Source organism: Pseudoalteromonas sp. PAST1 (assembly GCF_021532515.1).
GTDB classification, from domain to species: domain Bacteria; phylum Pseudomonadota; class Gammaproteobacteria; order Enterobacterales; family Alteromonadaceae; genus Pseudoalteromonas; species Pseudoalteromonas simplex.
On record NZ_JAKGBH010000009.1, the window covers coordinates 23045 to 39542 of the forward strand.

The window sequence follows — 16498 nt, forward strand, 5'->3', positions numbered from 1 at the left end:
AAAACTTTTGACAGCGCTGGTTATAGGATATTTCTGATATTGCTTTAAATCGCCCCGCAGCCTTGTATTTATAGGGTTCTTGAACAACACTTTGTGTATGTTTAAGCAACTAACCTGTGAAATGAAACGAGACTTAACTTCACGAATAAAGCAACCGGAGGCCATCTACGTGGCGGCCGCATTTTTGCTGTTAGTTGTTTTTAATATTTTTTTAAGTGATGTGTTACACGACAAAGTGCACCGAACAGGCACTGAACTAGCCAAGCAGGTGTATGAGCTGAACCTTGATCCGGTTGTGTCGCAAGATATCATTGCCACATTAGTTAAAAGCCAAGGCTTTGCAATGAATGCTAGCGACGTTCCGCAAAACTTTGCGAATTTCATCGATCTTGAGCAGGAGGTTTTTAGCTATAAGACTGTTAATTTACGCTTATTTCATTGGCCTTCATGGTTAGTTGAAAGTCACTTATTTATATTTTTAAATTTAATATTGCTTGGCACTGGGTATTGGGGTTTCCGTTGGTGGAAAAAAATGTTCAAGCAATTAGAAACCTTAGAGCAGCCACAAATACAAAGCCAAGAGCAGCAAGTGGTTGAGGCACCGCCAAAGCAGTTGACATCTCCAAAACCATTAGCGCACCAAGATTTGAATATCTTATATGGTGTGCCAACTAATTATAATCATTTGTTTGCACTATTTTTTTGGAAAAGCCCGTTTCCTGCTAACCTTGATATCGATAACTACTTTAAATTAGTGATTGCTAAAGGCTTTGGTGAGCTTGTAAATCGCTCTGTTAAATTACTGCCTTCTGGCGGTATCGCTGTCACCTTAAATAATGTACCTGCCACTGAAATTGATAAATACACAAAGCGACTACATCAAGTTATCTATCAAGCTTGTTTAAATTACCGTAGTGATTTGTCTCGCGCTGATATAAAAATTGGTGTGTGTAATTACCGCACAGGGGCTGATCAGGCAGTGGTTTATCAGCTTACTAAATCGGCATTAGCACTGGCGAAACAAAGCGCTTGGCAGCATATTCATCGCTTACCTTTTGGTCACACGCAGTCAAACATGCTGGCTGATAGCAAAGAACATCTTTTTGAGTATATAAAGAAAAAACACTTTATGTTGTTTTTTCAGCCGTTATTTGACTTGCAAACGGGCGATATTTTGCAGCATGAGGCATTGATCCGTATTCGACACAAAAGCTTAGGCTTGCTTGCTGCTAGGCACTTTATTCCACACATGAGTAGTAAAAAAGATGTTTTACTGTTAGATAAAACCGTAATTTTACAAGTAAAAAAGATGTTGTTGAATGAGTCTGTTAGCTTAAAGGTAAGTATTAACTTGCATGCGATGAACTGGTTCAATGATGAGTTTTGGGATTGGTTAAATCAGCAGACAGATGACTTTAAGTGTATCGACAGGTTGCAATTTGAACTCAGCGAAGATGATTATTTAAAACAGCATAAAAAGCTTAGTACACAGTTCGAGTGTTTAGAAAAACTCTCGGCAGGTATAGTTATTGATAATGTGCGCAGCAGTGAGCACCTAGCGACCTACAAAGGCATTAATAACATTTGTAGTATTAAGCTAGCTTTAGAGCTAATTCATAATATAGACACAAGTGCTCAGCAACAAAGAATTGTTAAGCAAATAATTACTAAAGGGGCAGAGCTAAACTTTCCTGTCTATGCAGTTGGAGTAGAAACACAGAACGAACTTGCGACCTTAAAAAACTTAGGTGTTATTGCCGCGCAAGGCTTTTACTTTGCCGAGCCATTACAAAAGCTGGCGGATATTACGCCCTATAGTTAGTCAATGAGTCCTCGGTACTTGAGGCCATTTAACCCTTGTAGCCCACCTGTATGGACTGCAATGATGTGCGAACCTTTAGCAAAGTAGCCTTGCTCTATAAGTTGCCATACAGCAAAGAGCATTTTACCGCTGTAAATTGGCTCAAGCGGAATAGTGTGTTGCTTGCTAAAAGTTTGGCAAAATTGCCACAAGTTATCGCTAAACTTTCCGTAGCCACCATCATGAAAGTCGCAAAGCAGCTGCCAGTTTTGTTGCTGATTTGCTTTATTACTTAGCTGCTTTATCTCATCAATTAAGTAGTGCGCTTGTTTCAGTACTGCGACACCTAACAGCTTTGTGTGCTGCGGTGCGCCTTCAATTAACCCCGCCAATGTACCGCCACTGCCAGTAGGGCAAACAATCACATCAGAACTTGGTAGGCTCTGTGCTAACTCTTTGCAACCTAAAAGCGCAGCTGCGTTGGTGCCGCCTTCTGGCAATATGTAGGCATTCGGAAACTGTGCTTGTAACTGTGCTAAGTAAGTGTGGTCGTGCCTTAACCGGTAAGTAATTCGATTTACTGGGTGTAAGCTCATACCGCATTGCTTTGCGTAGTTAAGTGTTGGATTTGCTTCGTCTAGTTCAGGGCCGCGAATAATGCCGTGTGTTTTAAAACCAAATAGTTTACCCGCAGTTGCTGTGGCATGAATATGGTTTGAAAATGCACCACCAAAAGTGAGTAGTTCAGATTTCTTCTGTTGCTGCATGGCTTGCAAGTTAAATTTTAGCTTACGCCATTTGTTGCCACTAATTTGCGGGTGAATAAGATCATCACGCTTGATGCTGAGCTGAACTTTACGTGCCGCTAATAAGGGGTGATGAATTGTTTGTACTGGTGATTCAAAAGAACTATTCACGGTATCATTTTTTAGTAAATAAACACGCCCAATTGTAGCAAAGTCGTCTTAGAGATAGAAATTAGTCAATTAAACCAAAATGATTTTGTTATTTACTGGCATCAACTAAGGTAATAGAGGTAAACTGAGATAATAATTGAACAAAGCTTGTGTTTTGCCTTGCAAGTACATAGCATAAGAGTTTAATTATAAAAAATAATAATGACCAAATAATTGCCGCTTTTTGGGAATGGAATATATGCGAATTGCTCCTTTATCTCTGTTAATTTCAGTTAGTTTGCTAGCGACAAGTGCATTTGCACAAGATACAGCTACGGTAACTGGCATTGAATCAGAGATCAGTAAAAAACAAGCCGAATACGATAACTCGACCCTAATCCTCGAAAAACACCTAAAAGAAGAAAGTCAGTTACAAAAACAACTCGAATTATTGCGCGCCCGCTCAACTGAGCTAGATAAAGAAAAAAACCAAGCGCTAGATGCAATGAATGAGATGTATCGCCGACTGATTGATGACCCAACCCTTGATATCAGCAATGCGCAGTCGCGTTACCAAAAAGCTGTGGTTGATCATAAACAAAACAAAGATGATATTTCGATGCAATTGGCGGCAATTGCTTCGCATAGAAAAGATATCGAGCAAATTCGTGTATCAAAGCACACTCAACTGAATACCTTAGAAAGCTTAAAAGAGCAGTTAGCAACAGCACGTGTTGAGCGTTTACGTAACGAGTTTACACGTGAAGGCACGCTAGAAGTTAATCATACGATTAACTGTAAGCGTACCGAAACGCTTGCTGCCTGTGAGCAGCGCGGCCAACAAATGGGTTTACAAAAAGCCACTAAACGTTTTGTAGACCAGATTTTTGCTAACTTAACAGAAGAGCGTTTAGTTGAACCGAAACGTAACCTTGCCGGTGCACAGGTTAAGATTTTAAGTAGCCATGTCGTGAACAGTGCTTTTAGTGGTCAAGGTAACTACAACGTTAATTTAAGCGTGACCATGCGCGGTGATGTAAACAGCAGTCGTTTATGTAGCCTACTTAATTTAGACAATCGTTTTTGTGCAGATTATGGCACGCCTTTGGCCGGTAATTATCAAGCAAATTACGACGCAACGTATTCAGATAGTCAGTTAACATTCAGTAACTCTCAGGATAATAATCAAGTGGTCTCTGTATCACGTTTTAATGAGCAACCTGTAAGCGATTATTCTGTAAAAAAGCCAATTAAGGTTGAACCATTACCTGATCAAAATAAATCTAAAATGGTTGAATTAACACTGCGTTCAAATGTTTATGATGACGAAGTGTTTATTGATGGTGTGAGCTATGGTGCAACTAGGTTAACGACATCATTACCAAAAGGTTTTCATGATATTGAAATTCGCAAACGTGGCTACAAAAGCTATAAAGCGCGAATTGATCTGCGTAAAGCACAAACCATTAATGCAAACCTAGTTAAAGTGCCTGAGCCAGTTGTTGCTGAGGTGACAGCGGCACCAGAGCAACCTGTAACAGCACCTGTTGCAAGTATTGTTAATAAAACCAGTTCTGCCAGCATTGTAGTTATTCCCGCTGGTAAATTTAAGATGGGTGACATTAACGGCAATGGGTTAGCGAATGAGCGCCCAGTGGTAGAAAAAACCATTGCTAACTCATTTGCAATGCAAAGCAAAGAAGTAAGCGTTGGTGAGTATGAGCAATTCGTTGCGAATACCGGCTATAAAACAGAAGCAGAAAAAGATCGCGGCTGTGCATATTACTTAAATGGTGAACCAGTTTGGGAAGCAACTCTAAACTGGCGCAATCCGGGTTTTGATCAAGAAAGCGATTTCCCGGCGGTTTGTTTAACTTATAACGATGCCAAAGCGTATGCAGATTGGTTATCGGGTCAAACAGGCCAGTTATTTCGTTTACCAAACGAGGTTGAGTGGGAATACGCTGCACGTGCAGGTAAAGAAACTGAATACCCTTGGGGTAACGAAATTGGTAAAAATTTAGCGAACTGTGGCTGGTGTGGAAGCGAATGGTCAAACAGGAGCGCAGCACCAACAGGGTCGTTTTCTCCTAACGTATTCGGCCTATACGATACAGTAGGTAATGTGTGGGAATGGACGAACAAAAAGTCAGGGCAGTCTGATGTGGCTGTTCGAGGCGGTGCATGGAATTTTGCTCCAAGCCTAGCACGCGTTTCAACGCGCTTAATCTTAGCGCCAGATTTTCGTGCAAACTATATCGGTTTCCGTTTAGTACGCGAACGATAAGAATTTAAAAAGGAAGCAATGGATGCTTCCTTTTTTAGCAATTTAATTAAAGCAGTTGCGCTTTTTCATGATTAGCATGATAGAGTGAGAGCAGCTAGTATAAGAACGAATTTTCAAAGGTCATCCAGCCTCATGTTTAAAAAACTCCGTGGTATTTTTTCAAACGATCTATCGATCGACTTGGGTACAGCCAATACCCTAATTTACGTAAAAGAAGAAGGTATTGTATTAAACGAGCCTTCAGTTGTTGCTATTCGTCAAGAGCGTGCTGGTGGCCCTAAGAGCGTAGCATCTGTCGGTACCGAAGCTAAGCAAATGTTAGGTCGTACACCGGGTAACATTAAAGCAATTCGTCCAATGAAAGACGGTGTCATTGCTGACTTCTACGTGACTGAAAAAATGCTACAACACTTTATCAAGCAAGTGCATAACAACAACTTTATGCGCCCAAGCCCGCGTGTTCTTATCTGTGTGCCTTGTGGTGCAACACAAGTAGAAAAACGTGCGATTCGTGAGTCGGCTATGGGTGCCGGTGCTCGTGAAGTTTATCTAATCGAAGAGCCAATGGCTGCGGCTATCGGTGCTGGCCTACCAGTGTCTGAAGCAACCGGTTCAATGGTTGTTGATATCGGTGGTGGTACAACTGAAGTTGCCATTATTTCTTTAAATGGTGTGGTTTACTCTTCATCTGTACGCATCGGTGGTGACAAGTTTGATGAAGCTATCATTAACTATGTACGTCGTAACTTTGGTAGCTTAATTGGTGAAGCAACTGCCGAAAACATCAAACACCAAATCGGTTCGGCTTTCAAAACAGATGAGCCAATTGAAATTGAAGTACGTGGTCGCAACCTAGCGGAAGGTGTGCCGCGTTCATTCACCCTTAACTCACACGAAATCTTAGAAGCACTGCAAGAGCCATTAATGGGTATTGTAAGCGCGGTAATGGTTGCTCTTGAGCAATCTCCACCAGAGCTTGCATCTGATATCTCTGCTCACGGTATGGTATTAACCGGTGGTGGTGCATTATTAAAGGATCTAGACCGTTTATTAATGGAAGAAACTGGTATCCCAGTTGTGGTTGCTGATGATCCATTAACCTGTGTTGCACGTGGCGGCGGTAAGGCACTAGAAATGATTGATATGCACGGTGGTGACGTATTTAGCTACGACTAATGAAGTTACTTTTTGGTCGTACCATCTCTTTGCAACTGCGGCTTTTTGTCGCAGTGCTTTTGAGTGTCGTGCTGATCGTGGGCGATCGCTACACGCAAGGTGGTACAACAATCCGCACCAGCCTAAACACTCTAGTTAGCCCACTCATTTACCTTGCCAACTTGCCCTATGAGCTATTTAGTATTGGCGCGAAGAATCTGCATACCCGCGAACAGCTTTTAACCGAAAACGAAGCATTAAAAAAGAAGCAGTTACTACAAAGCGAACAACTACAACAACTGCAATTTCTATCTCGTGAAAACGATAAATTACGTGCTTTACTCGGTTCATCGGCTAAGCAATCAAACCGTAAAATTATTGCACAAGTCCTCTCTGTTCACTCAAATCCGTATAGCCACCAAGTGGTTATTAACCGAGGTACAACCGATGGCCTAAGCGAAGGCCAAGCTGTGATTGACGAAATGGGTGTAGTGGGGCAAATCACTCAAGTGGGGTCAACTACCTCGCGCGTACTACTGATGACAGATACAACTCATGCCACACCTGTGCGTATTTTACGTAACGATGTGCGTACCGTGGTTGAGGGCATTGGTAAAATTAACGTGGTAAAGCTTTCGCATGTACCGCATAGCCTTGATGTTCGTATTGGCGATATTTTGGTTACGTCTGGTCTTGGTGGTACTTTCCCAGAGGGTTATCCGGTTGCCGTGGTGACCGAAATTAACCGCGATGAAGGGCGTCCTTTTGCGCAAGTTTATGCTGAGCCAATTGCACAACTTGACCGTATTCGCTTATTGGTTGTGCTGTGGCGTAATCAGCAGGAGAGCATCAGCAATGAATAGTCGTCACTCTTTGCTGATTGCTATCAGTATCTTTTTTGCATTGGTAATGGCACTAATGCCGTTACCAATTTCGTTTGAGCCATACCGCCCAGACTGGGTGTTAATGGTATTAATGTATTGGTCGTTAGCGGTGCCGCACCGTCTAAATATTGGCACAGCCTGGGTTGTTGGTTTATTAATGGACCTTGCATCAGGTTCGCCACTCGGTGTGAACTCACTGACTTATTCGGTGTGTATATTTATCACTGCGAGTAACTTCCAAAAAATTAGAAACTTTTCTTTATGGCAGCAAAGCATTTTAATTGCTTTGTTTTTAACGCTTTACCACCTCATGCAATTTTGGCTTAACCACTTTTTAATGGGCGTTTATTTTAGCCCGCATTATATGTGGCCAGTGCTAACCGGCATGCTTTGTTGGTGGTGGATATTCTTAATTTTGCGTAAATATCGCCGTCATTTCAGGATTAGATAATGCAAACCGCAATTTATTTGGCGTCTGCATCACCGCGCCGAAAAGAGTTGCTCAGCCAACTTGGCGTTGAGTTTTCTCAATTTAGCGTTGATGCTGATGAAAGCCAATTCCCAAACGAAGCCCCGCGTGATTATGTAGAGCGCCTAGCCAAACTCAAAGCACAATCGGGCGTTGCTATGGGTTACACCGACCGCCCAGTACTTGGCAGCGATACCGTGGTTGTCATTGATGATACCGCACTTGGTAAGCCGCTAGACCAAGCTGATTTTACCGCCACCTTGAAGCGCTTATCTGGCCGTACCCATCAAGTGATGACGGCTGTGGCAATTGCTGATAGTGAGCAAGTAAAAAGCTGCCTTGTTGTCACCGATGTTACATTTAAACCACTCAGCGATGCGGAAATTGATGCCTACTGGCATAGTGGTGAGCCGCAAGATAAAGCCGGTGGTTATGGCATTCAAGGCTTAGGTGGCCGCTTTGTGAGTCATCTTTCGGGTAGCTATTTTGCGGTTGTCGGCTTACCTTTATATGAGACAGAGCAGTTATTAAACGAATTTTTAAGAGGGTAACATGAGCACCGAATTACTGATCAACGTTACACCGAGCGAAAGTCGCGTTGCGCTTATCGAAAATGGCGTACTGCAAGAAATCCAACTAGAGCGAATTGGCAACCTTGGCATAGTGGGCAATATTTACCTAGGTAAAATCAGCCGCGTACTACCGGGTATGCAGGCTGCGTTTGTCGATATTGGCTTAGAGAAAGCCGCCTTTTTACATGCATCAGACATTGTAAACAGTGCCTCAATTGTAGAAGGCGTTGACGAACAGCCAATCAAAAAAGTACAAGATATTCGAGAGCTTGTGCGCCAAGGTCAACATATCATGGTGCAAGTGGTTAAAGACCCGCTAGGTACCAAGGGCGCGCGCTTAACTACCGATATCACGATTCCTTCTCGTTATTTAGTGTTTATGCCAGATGCAACACATGTAGGTGTAAGCCAGCGTATTGAAACCGAAGAAGAACGTTCGCGTTTAAAGAAAATTGTTGCTGAATATGGTGATGATGACGGCAGCTTTATTGTTCGTACCGCAGCAGAAGGTGCATCTGAAGCAGAGCTGCGTCACGATGCGGAATTTTTAAAAAAGCTGTGGCAAAAAATCGTCACAAAACGCAAAAAAACCAGTAAAGAAAGTATCTTGCATGAAGACTTAACACTGGCGTTTCGTACTCTACGTGACTACGTAGGTGAAGACATGGAGCGTATTCGTGTTGACTCAAAACTAACCTATCAAGAGCTTAAAGAATTTACTGAAGAATTTGTGCCGCTGTTATCGGGAGCATTAGAATACTACCCGGGTGAGCGACCTATTTTCGATTTATTCGATGTTGAAACCGAGATCCAAAAAGCACTACATCGTAAAGTTGAGCTTAAATCGGGAGGTTATTTAATTATCGACCAAACCGAAGCGATGACAACCGTTGATGTAAATACCGGTGCGTTTGTTGGCCACCGTAACCTCGAAGAGACCATTTTTAATACTAATATCGAAGCAACCTCAGCGATTGCTCGTCAGCTACGTTTACGTAATTTAGGCGGCATCATTATCATCGACTTTATCGATATGATTAGTGATGAGCACAAACGCCGAGTATTGCATTCACTTGAATCTGCGCTTGCAAAAGATCGTGCAAAAGCCAACATAAACGGCTTATCTGCACTAGGCTTAGTAGAGATGACCCGCAAACGCACCCGCGAAAGCTTGGAGCACATTCTTTGTGATGTGTGTCCAGCGTGTTCAGGGCGCGGCTCGCAAAAAACGGTCGAAACGGTTTGCTACGAAATATTGCGTGAAATCGTGAGGGTAAACCGTGCTTATGCAGCTGATAAGTTCATGGTTTACGCAGCGCCTTCGGTAAGTGAAGCATTGATCAATGATGAGTATCACAACCTTGCTGAGCTGGAACTATTTATTGGTAAGCAAGTCAGTATTCAAACAGAGAGTTTATACAACCAAGAACAGTTTGATGTGGTAATGATGTAATGAAGGCAAAAACGGTCTGCTTTTATTGTTTACGTAAGTTATGGCAAGTATTTGCTATTACTCTCGTACTGCTGGCCGTTATTGTCTCTGTAGTAAAGTACTCACTGCCATACGCGAATGACTATAAAGATGACATTGAAGCGTTTTTGTATGAACGTTTTGATGTAAATTTAGCGATTGGCTCAATCTCAGCCAGTTGGCAGGGAAAAGGGCCCGCCTTAGTCATCGAAGATATTTCCTTTGAAGATAACCAAACCTCACCCATTGCACTCACCATTGATAAAGCGAGCCTTGAAGTTAACTTATGGGAATCTATAAAAACCCGTCAGCTTAAATCGAGCTACTTTGTGATCAATGGTTTTCATGCTGATGTCGATTTACCAACGATGCTTGATTTAGGCAATAATCAACAATCAGGTAACTTTGAGCAAAAAGAACTTATCGAAGGTTTGTTTCTTGGTGAAACAGGGCACTTTGCAGTGCAAGATAGTAGCCTTAACTTTATCCTCAATGATGGTAAAGAGCGTAAGCTTATTCTTGAAAACATTGTCTGGCAAAATACCCCTGAGCAACATCAAGGCTCAGGTACATTAGCGTTACCAGGAATTTCTGTTGGTAGCTTTGACGCCCGTATGGCATTGAATGGGTCGACTCTTGAAACCATGGCAGGTGATATCTATGTGCAAGCGGCGAACGTTGATGTATCTAAATGGCTGGCACAATATATTAATACCGACAAGCAGCAGCTTAATTCAGACATCAACTTACAAACTTGGTTTAGCCTTGATAAAGGCCTGATCAGCGATGTAAAAGTGCAGTGGCTACCGAGTTTTATCAACTGGCAACAAAACCAAGAAGCGCATCAAATTAGTTTAAGCGAAGGTGGTTTTCATTTATTTCCAAAGCAAGGTGGCTGGCGCTTAAAAAGCACCGGACTTACCTTTGAAAGCGATTTAAAACAATGGCCAACCTTACAATTTGAAGCTCAGCTTGGCGATAAAAATCAAATTTGGTTAAAGCAATTTGATTTTGCATTGCTGGCCAAGTTATCGCAGTTAAGTAACTTTGAAGTACTTGCCCCGTTTTTAGCTCGTCAACCCAATGGTCAGTTAAGTGATGCCTACCTTGAGTTAGGTCAGCAGGATAACTGGCAACTTTGGTTTCAGGGCGAACAAATTAATTGGCTGTCGCTGCAAGGTGTTCCGGGTGGGCAAGCTATCCGCGTTAATGGCTTAATTAATCAATCAGCTGGGCGAATTCAGCTTTATGGCGAGAATAATCAACTATTAACAAACGGCAGCTTTAGCCAAGATATTGCCTATAACCAATTAAATGTAGAACTAGACCTTCATCATTACGATGATGGCTGGCGCATTAGTAGCGATAATATTTGGCTTGATAACGACGAAGTAACTGTGGCTGCTGAGATGATGCTCAGCCTGACTGATGAACCGCGGTTAGATTTATATGCTGAAGCCTATGCCCCTGATGCCAAAGTCGCTGGGCATTATTTTCCGTTACCTGTCATGAGCAAAAGCCTTGTTAGCTACCTCAATGGAGCCATTAAAGGTGGCGAAGTAAATAAAGCGCAAGTGTTGTTCTCAGGGCCATTTAAAGGGTTTCCGTTCAAAGAGCAGCAAGGTCAATTTGAAGTGTTAGCGAATGTTGAAAACGCGAACTATAAGTTTTCACCAAGCTGGCCAGAAGTTGAAGATGCCAACGTCATTTTACATTTCGAAAATGAGCGCATGGATATCTATAGCAAGTCGGGCAAGCTGGTTAATCTAGTCCTTGGCGATAGCGTGCATGTCAGTATTGCCGATTTAATGAATGCAGATGTCTTAAAAGTTGCTATTAATAAACGCGCCCATGGCGATAAGCTTAATCCCTTCTTTTCTGCGACTCCGTTAGCAAAACCGTTAGCTGATGTATTTGAGGTAGTTCAAGCGAAAGGGGAAGCGCAGGCTGAAATTGAATTATTAGTAGATCTAGAATCTGGTCATGTTGATGCGATTGGTGAAGTTGAGTTAGCTAATATTCCGATTTACCTTGCACAGCCTGGGATCACACTTAATCACATGACCGGTATTGTTAAGTTTAACAACGATAAAATCGACTTAAAAAATGCCAAAGCAGATTGGATGGGTATGCCGCTCACTGCAAGTTATAACAGTGAAAGTGTGGCTGATAACTATCGCGCTGAAATTGCTATAAAGTTAGCGCTTGAAGCTGAGCCTTTAATTGAACAGGCCCATGGTTTACTGGCCGGTTACTTAAGCGGCCAAAGTGATGTAGATATTAATGTGTCGCTTAACTTTTTACCGAATGACTTTAATTACCGCGCCGATGTGAGTGGTAATTTAATCGGTGTGACTAGCCAACTACCTGCACCTTATAACAAAGGCGCAGAGCAGAAATGGCCATTAACTGCAGTGGTACAGGGCGACCGTATTTCTAATTTGATCACCGCAAATGTTGATGAGCAGTTATTTTTTAATGCGATTTTAGATAATGGCGAAAAGAAATTTAGTAATGCCCATTTAATTTTAGGTGCACAAGATTTAGGTTTGAACCGTGAAGGTTTTGCGGTATCTATTGATTTACCAGAAACCGAAATAGTGCCTTGGTTTGGCTTAATTGATCAAATTATTGCGCTTACCAAAGTTAAGTCAGATGCGCCAAGTGTGATGCCTGCATTCAACAACGTAACGGGCAAATTTAATAAACTGGCACTACACAATATCGACTTTAATGATTTTGAATTTCGCTTAGCGCCAAAACAATCAGATTTAGAGTTAAAGCTAAATGCTAAAGAATTACGTGCCGATGCACTGATCCCAACCGGTGAAACACGCAGACCAATTCAAATTTTTACTGACTATCTGCGTATTAATTTTAACGAAGTTGCAGAGCAAACAGAGCAAAGCACTGAACCTGAAGATTTAAGCTGGTTAACCCGAGTCCCAGCCATCGAGTTTAACTGTGAAGATTGTAAAGTCGCTGAGTATCAGCTCGATAAAATTAAAAGCAGCTTAGTTGGGGAGAACGATAAACTTTTGTTTACTGAGCTGGTCATCGACAAAGGCGATCACGTATTGCGCGGTAAAGGGCAATTTGCCGATGGGCAAACACGCTTTAGTGGTAACTTACAAAGTGACGATATTGGTGCGCTATTTGATGAGTTTGATATCACTACTACAGTAAAAGACTCTGACGCCAATATTAAGTTTGATCTTGCTTGGCAAGGCGCACCTTATAGCTTTGATGTACCAAGTTTAGCCGGTGAGTTAGATTGGCGTTTAGGTGAAGGACACCTTGCTGAGATCAGTGATGGTGGTGCGCGAGTATTCTCATTACTGAGTTTAGACTCGTTAGTGCGTAAGCTGAAACTGGACTTTAGAGATGTATTCTCCAAAGGCTTTTTCTATAACAGCATGCAAGGCACGATGCAGCTAGAAAAGGGCATTGCTTACACTCAAGATACCAAACTTGATGGTGTGCCTGCTGATTTAACGATTAAAGGCCATACAAACTTAAATACCTTTGAAATTGATTACGACCTAGCGGTTGCGCCGCAGGTAACGTCGAGTATTCCAGTGATTGTGGCATGGATGGTTAATCCGGTAAGTGGTCTTGCTGCGTTGGCAATCGACAAAGTGATTCACTCAGCGCGGGTGATCTCAGAGATCAACTTTAAAGTAACAGGCAGTATGAACGATCCTGTTGTCGAAGAAGTTGATCGTAAGAGCCGTGAAGTGACGTTACCGCAAGCCGCGCAAAGCCAGCCGCAGTCGTCGACGCAACTAAAATTAAAAGATGCCGCATCTTTAGCGAGTTTAGATAATAATGAAGGCTAATCCTCACCCACAGGTTGTTGCAGTACAAATGTGCTCAAGTATGAATGCTGAGCAAAATCTCGCTTTTTTAGCAGAGACGTTGAATCAGTTACCTGCAACTCGGCCATTGCTAGTGTGTTTACCGGAAAGCTTTTTGATCTTTAGTAAGCAAAGCCAAGCAAGCTATCAATTAGGTCACCAAAGTGAGGCATATAAAGCGAAACTTGCCGATTTATGCAAGCAACATGATATTTGGTTAGCCGCTGGCACCCTGCCTGTTTCGCAGCAAAATGGTAAGTATTTAGCCGCCTCGTTTTTATTTAACAACCAAGGCGATGTGGTTGCGCAGTACAATAAAATTCATTTATTTGATGTAGATGTAGCCGACACTACCCGCAGTTACCGAGAGTCTGATGCGACGCAAGCAGGCAATGATATTGTGGTGGTCGACTCGCCATTTGGTAAAATTGGCTTAGCAGTATGTTATGATCTACGTTTTAGTGGCTTATTCACCGCCATGCAGCGCCAAGGGGCTGAGCTTATTTTAGTGCCTAGTGCCTTTACCACAGTCACCGGCGCTGCTCATTGGCATATTTTATTAGCTGCGCGGGCAATCGAAACACAATGCTATGTGGTTGCCGCAGCGCAGTGGGGCGAGCATGAAAATGGCCGCCACACATATGGCCACAGCATTATTATTTCACCATGGGGAGAAACGCTCAGTGAGCTTGCCTCTGGTACCGGGTTTATCAGCCATGAGCTTGATTTAAACCGCTTGAATACAATTCGCCAAGACATGCCTGTGCAGTCTCAGCAACGATTTAGAGAGCATTTATTATGAACACGGTTGAACAGCATTTATTACATGACAGCCAATTAACAAGAGAAGAATTAGAAAAAACGCTCGCTTTTATTCATCAGCACCAAGTTGACTATGCCGACCTGTATTTTCAATCGAGCCATCACGAATCTTGGGTGCTTGAAGACGGTTTAGTAAAAGAAGGCTCATACAACGTTGAGCGTGGTGTGGGTGTGCGTGCTGTTAGCGGTGAAAAAACCGGTTTTTCATACTCAGATGCGATTAACCTTGAAGCGTTAAACAAAGCAGCAACGGCTGCGCGTAGCATTGCCAATGCTGGCGAAAACAAAACAATTCAGGTGTTCAGTGATGTAGCTGCTAAACAACAGTATGCGCCGCATCAGCCAATTCAAAGCATGAGCAACGATGACAAAGTAAGCCTGCTACGTGAACTTGAAAACTATATTCGTCAATTAGCGCCGGATGCTGAGCAAGTGATCAGTTCAATGTCGGCGGTTTATGAAGAAGTGTTAATTGCTGCAAGTGATGGCACCTTTGCCACCGATATTCGCCCGCTTATTCGCTTAAACTGCTCAGTGTTACTTGAGAAGAACGGCCGTCGTGAGCGCGGTGGTGCAGGGGGCGGTGCGCGTTTAGATTATGGCTATTTTAAAGAGTTAGTCGATGGCAAACCGCGCTGGATGGAATACGCCGAAGAAGCTGTTCGCCAAGCAAAAGTAAACCTAGAAGCAATCGATGCACCTGCGGGTAGCATGGAAGTCGTGCTAGGCGCAGGTTGGCCGGGTGTGTTACTACACGAAGCGGTAGGCCATGGCCTAGAAGGTGACTTTAACCGTAAAGGCGCATCAGCGTTTAGCGGTAAAGTAGGTCAAAAGGTGGCATCTGAACTGTGTACAGTCGTGGATGATGGCACCATTGCTGATCGCCGTGGTTCATTGAACGTGGATGACGAAGGGACACCAGCTGCGTATAACGTGCTTATTGAAAACGGTATTCTAAAAGGCTACATGCAAGATAAGCTCAATGCCCGTTTGATGGGAGTTAACCCTACTGGTAACGCACGCCGTGAATCGTATGCTCATTTACCTATGCCGCGTATGACCAACACCTATATGTTAGGTGGCGAGCACAGCCAAGCTGATATCATCAGCTCGGTAAAAAAAGGTATCTTCGCGCCTAACTTTGGTGGCGGCCAAGTGGATATTACGTCAGGTAAGTTTGTATTTAGTGCCTCTGAAGCCTACTTAATTGAAAACGGTAAAATCACGCAACCTATTAAAGGCGCAACACTGATTGGCAATGGCCCAGAAGTGATGCAGCAAATTTCGATGGTAGGCAACGACTTAGCGCTTGATAAAGGCGTTGGCGTATGTGGCAAAGATGGCCAAAGCGTACCCGTTGGTGTGGGTCAGCCAAGCCTTAAAATTGATAACCTAACCGTGGGTGGTACGGCTTAATAATCCTCAATAATAGTTAAAATGAACGCGAGGGCAATCCCTCGCGTTTTTGTATTAGCTCATTAGCATCCATATACCTGCGGCTATCATAAATACGTTTTCACTCAGTGATATAAAGCCGAGCGGCACATTACTGTCGCCACCAACACAGGCGCATTTCAGCTCTCGTTTATCGATATACACAGCCTTAATAACTGATACCGCACCTATACCACCAATAAATAATGAAAATGGTGCTACAGCTAAGGCGGGTAATTTAGCCACCATACCTATCGCTACATACGCCTCTATAAATGGATAAACATAGGCGTAGGGCACGACACGCATGGCTAGTAAGTCATAGGTAATAAATGAGTTAGAAAAGCTGTATAAGTCTTGCAGCTTTTGTATCGCTAATACCGCCATGGATAATGCAACAAACAGCAGCAGGTTCTTCATAGAAAATAAAGCCTCACCACTGGCATAAGTGAAACCGCAGCTTAGTAGCATAGCTACTGCGAAAATGGCTAAAACAGGGGTATAACTGGTACCTTGTTGGCCAGCCTCGGGCAGATTAAAAAAGTCGCGTAAATCATCGTAACCACCAATGCGTTTATCGTTGATAAAGGTTTGTGGTGTGGTTTTTACATCATGCTGCTGTTTGAATTCGTCAGTTTGCTCACGGCTGGTTAAGTGACGATCATCAACATCGTAACCATGACGCTCTAGTAAATCTTTTGATTTTAAACCGAATGGGCAAATATGCTCATCGGTCACCATGCGATATAAAATTGCAGACTTAGACACAGTGCCTCCTTGTAAAAATGCCTTGTTTACTGCGTAATAACTACTTAATTACACAGTAAACAAGAGCAAACTCTTGCTATAA

Annotated in this window: 12 protein-coding genes; 10 read left to right on the forward strand and 2 right to left on the reverse strand. The window is 42.8% G+C overall.

Features of this window, described 5'->3' with window-relative positions; all coding sequences use genetic code 11:
• Window positions 1-97 precede the first annotated feature (97 nt).
• Window positions 98-1822: an EAL domain-containing protein gene (locus L1272_RS06190; RefSeq protein ID WP_138599268.1), complete on the forward strand. Its 1725-nt coding sequence runs from the start codon at window positions 98-100 to the stop codon at window positions 1820-1822.
• Here the strand turns inward: L1272_RS06190 and L1272_RS06195 are convergent.
• Window positions 1819-2685, reverse strand: a complete 867-nt coding sequence (locus L1272_RS06195; RefSeq protein WP_407681619.1) for a 1-aminocyclopropane-1-carboxylate deaminase/D-cysteine desulfhydrase — start codon at window positions 2683-2685, stop codon at window positions 1819-1821. The genes L1272_RS06190 and L1272_RS06195 overlap by 4 nt on opposite strands.
• 271 nt (window positions 2686-2956) lie before the next feature.
• Between L1272_RS06195 and L1272_RS06200 the strand changes: the two genes are divergently transcribed.
• From L1272_RS06200 to tldD, 9 genes are all read left to right on the forward strand, one after another.
• The gene (locus L1272_RS06200) at window positions 2957-4984 is read left to right on the forward strand and encodes an SUMF1/EgtB/PvdO family nonheme iron enzyme (RefSeq protein ID WP_235372997.1); all 2028 of its coding nucleotides are present in this window, start codon (window positions 2957-2959) and stop codon (window positions 4982-4984) included.
• A 132-nt stretch (window positions 4985-5116) separates the two neighbouring features.
• Window positions 5117-6160: a rod shape-determining protein gene (locus tag L1272_RS06205; protein ID WP_054552787.1), complete on the forward strand. Its 1044-nt coding sequence runs from the start codon at window positions 5117-5119 to the stop codon at window positions 6158-6160.
• Window positions 6160-7002, forward strand: a complete 843-nt coding sequence (mreC, locus tag L1272_RS06210; RefSeq protein WP_054552786.1) for a rod shape-determining protein MreC — start codon at window positions 6160-6162, stop codon at window positions 7000-7002. Before L1272_RS06205 ends, mreC begins: the two co-directional genes overlap by 1 nt.
• A complete protein-coding gene (gene mreD, locus L1272_RS06215) occupies window positions 6995-7474 on the forward strand; it encodes a rod shape-determining protein MreD (RefSeq protein WP_054552785.1) in 480 nt (159 codons plus the stop codon). The genes mreC and mreD overlap by 8 nt, the downstream gene beginning before the upstream one ends.
• A complete protein-coding gene (locus L1272_RS06220; RefSeq protein WP_235372999.1) occupies window positions 7474-8043 on the forward strand; it encodes a Maf family protein in 570 nt (189 codons plus the stop codon). Before mreD ends, L1272_RS06220 begins: the two co-directional genes overlap by 1 nt.
• A gap of 1 nt (window position 8044) precedes the next feature.
• A complete protein-coding gene (gene rng, locus L1272_RS06225; protein WP_054552783.1) occupies window positions 8045-9517 on the forward strand; it encodes a ribonuclease G in 1473 nt (490 codons plus the stop codon).
• A complete protein-coding gene (locus L1272_RS06230) occupies window positions 9517-13374 on the forward strand; it encodes a YhdP family protein (RefSeq protein ID WP_235373000.1) in 3858 nt (1285 codons plus the stop codon). Before rng ends, L1272_RS06230 begins: the two co-directional genes overlap by 1 nt.
• Complete coding sequence (locus L1272_RS06235) at window positions 13364-14194, forward strand: carbon-nitrogen hydrolase family protein (RefSeq protein WP_054552781.1); 831 nt, start codon at window positions 13364-13366, stop codon at window positions 14192-14194. The genes L1272_RS06230 and L1272_RS06235 overlap by 11 nt, the downstream gene beginning before the upstream one ends.
• Complete coding sequence (tldD, locus tag L1272_RS06240; RefSeq protein WP_054552780.1) at window positions 14191-15630, forward strand: metalloprotease TldD; 1440 nt, start codon at window positions 14191-14193, stop codon at window positions 15628-15630. The genes L1272_RS06235 and tldD overlap by 4 nt, the downstream gene beginning before the upstream one ends.
• 54 nt (window positions 15631-15684) lie before the next feature.
• Here tldD and L1272_RS06245 read toward each other — a convergent pair whose 3' ends face one another.
• Window positions 15685-16416, reverse strand: coding sequence for a MauE/DoxX family redox-associated membrane protein (locus L1272_RS06245; protein ID WP_235373001.1), 732 nt, complete (start codon window positions 16414-16416; stop codon window positions 15685-15687).
• Window positions 16417-16498 lie beyond the last annotated feature (82 nt).

Coding starts and splice junctions, on each gene's coding strand:
- tldD (WP_054552780.1), top strand. CDS start 14,191: ATGAACACGGTTGAACAGCATTTATTACATGACAGCCAATTAACAAGA.
- L1272_RS06220 (WP_235372999.1), top strand. CDS start 7,474: ATGCAAACCGCAATTTATTTGGCGTCTGCATCACCGCGCCGAAAAGAG.
- L1272_RS06230 (WP_235373000.1), top strand. CDS start 9,517: ATGAAGGCAAAAACGGTCTGCTTTTATTGTTTACGTAAGTTATGGCAA.
- L1272_RS06205 (WP_054552787.1), top strand. CDS start 5,117: ATGTTTAAAAAACTCCGTGGTATTTTTTCAAACGATCTATCGATCGAC.
- L1272_RS06235 (WP_054552781.1), top strand. CDS start 13,364: ATGAAGGCTAATCCTCACCCACAGGTTGTTGCAGTACAAATGTGCTCA.
- mreD (WP_054552785.1), top strand. CDS start 6,995: ATGAATAGTCGTCACTCTTTGCTGATTGCTATCAGTATCTTTTTTGCA.
- L1272_RS06200 (WP_235372997.1), top strand. CDS start 2,957: ATGCGAATTGCTCCTTTATCTCTGTTAATTTCAGTTAGTTTGCTAGCG.
- L1272_RS06190 (WP_138599268.1), top strand. CDS start 98: ATGTTTAAGCAACTAACCTGTGAAATGAAACGAGACTTAACTTCACGA.
- rng (WP_054552783.1), top strand. CDS start 8,045: ATGAGCACCGAATTACTGATCAACGTTACACCGAGCGAAAGTCGCGTT.
- mreC (WP_054552786.1), top strand. CDS start 6,160: ATGAAGTTACTTTTTGGTCGTACCATCTCTTTGCAACTGCGGCTTTTT.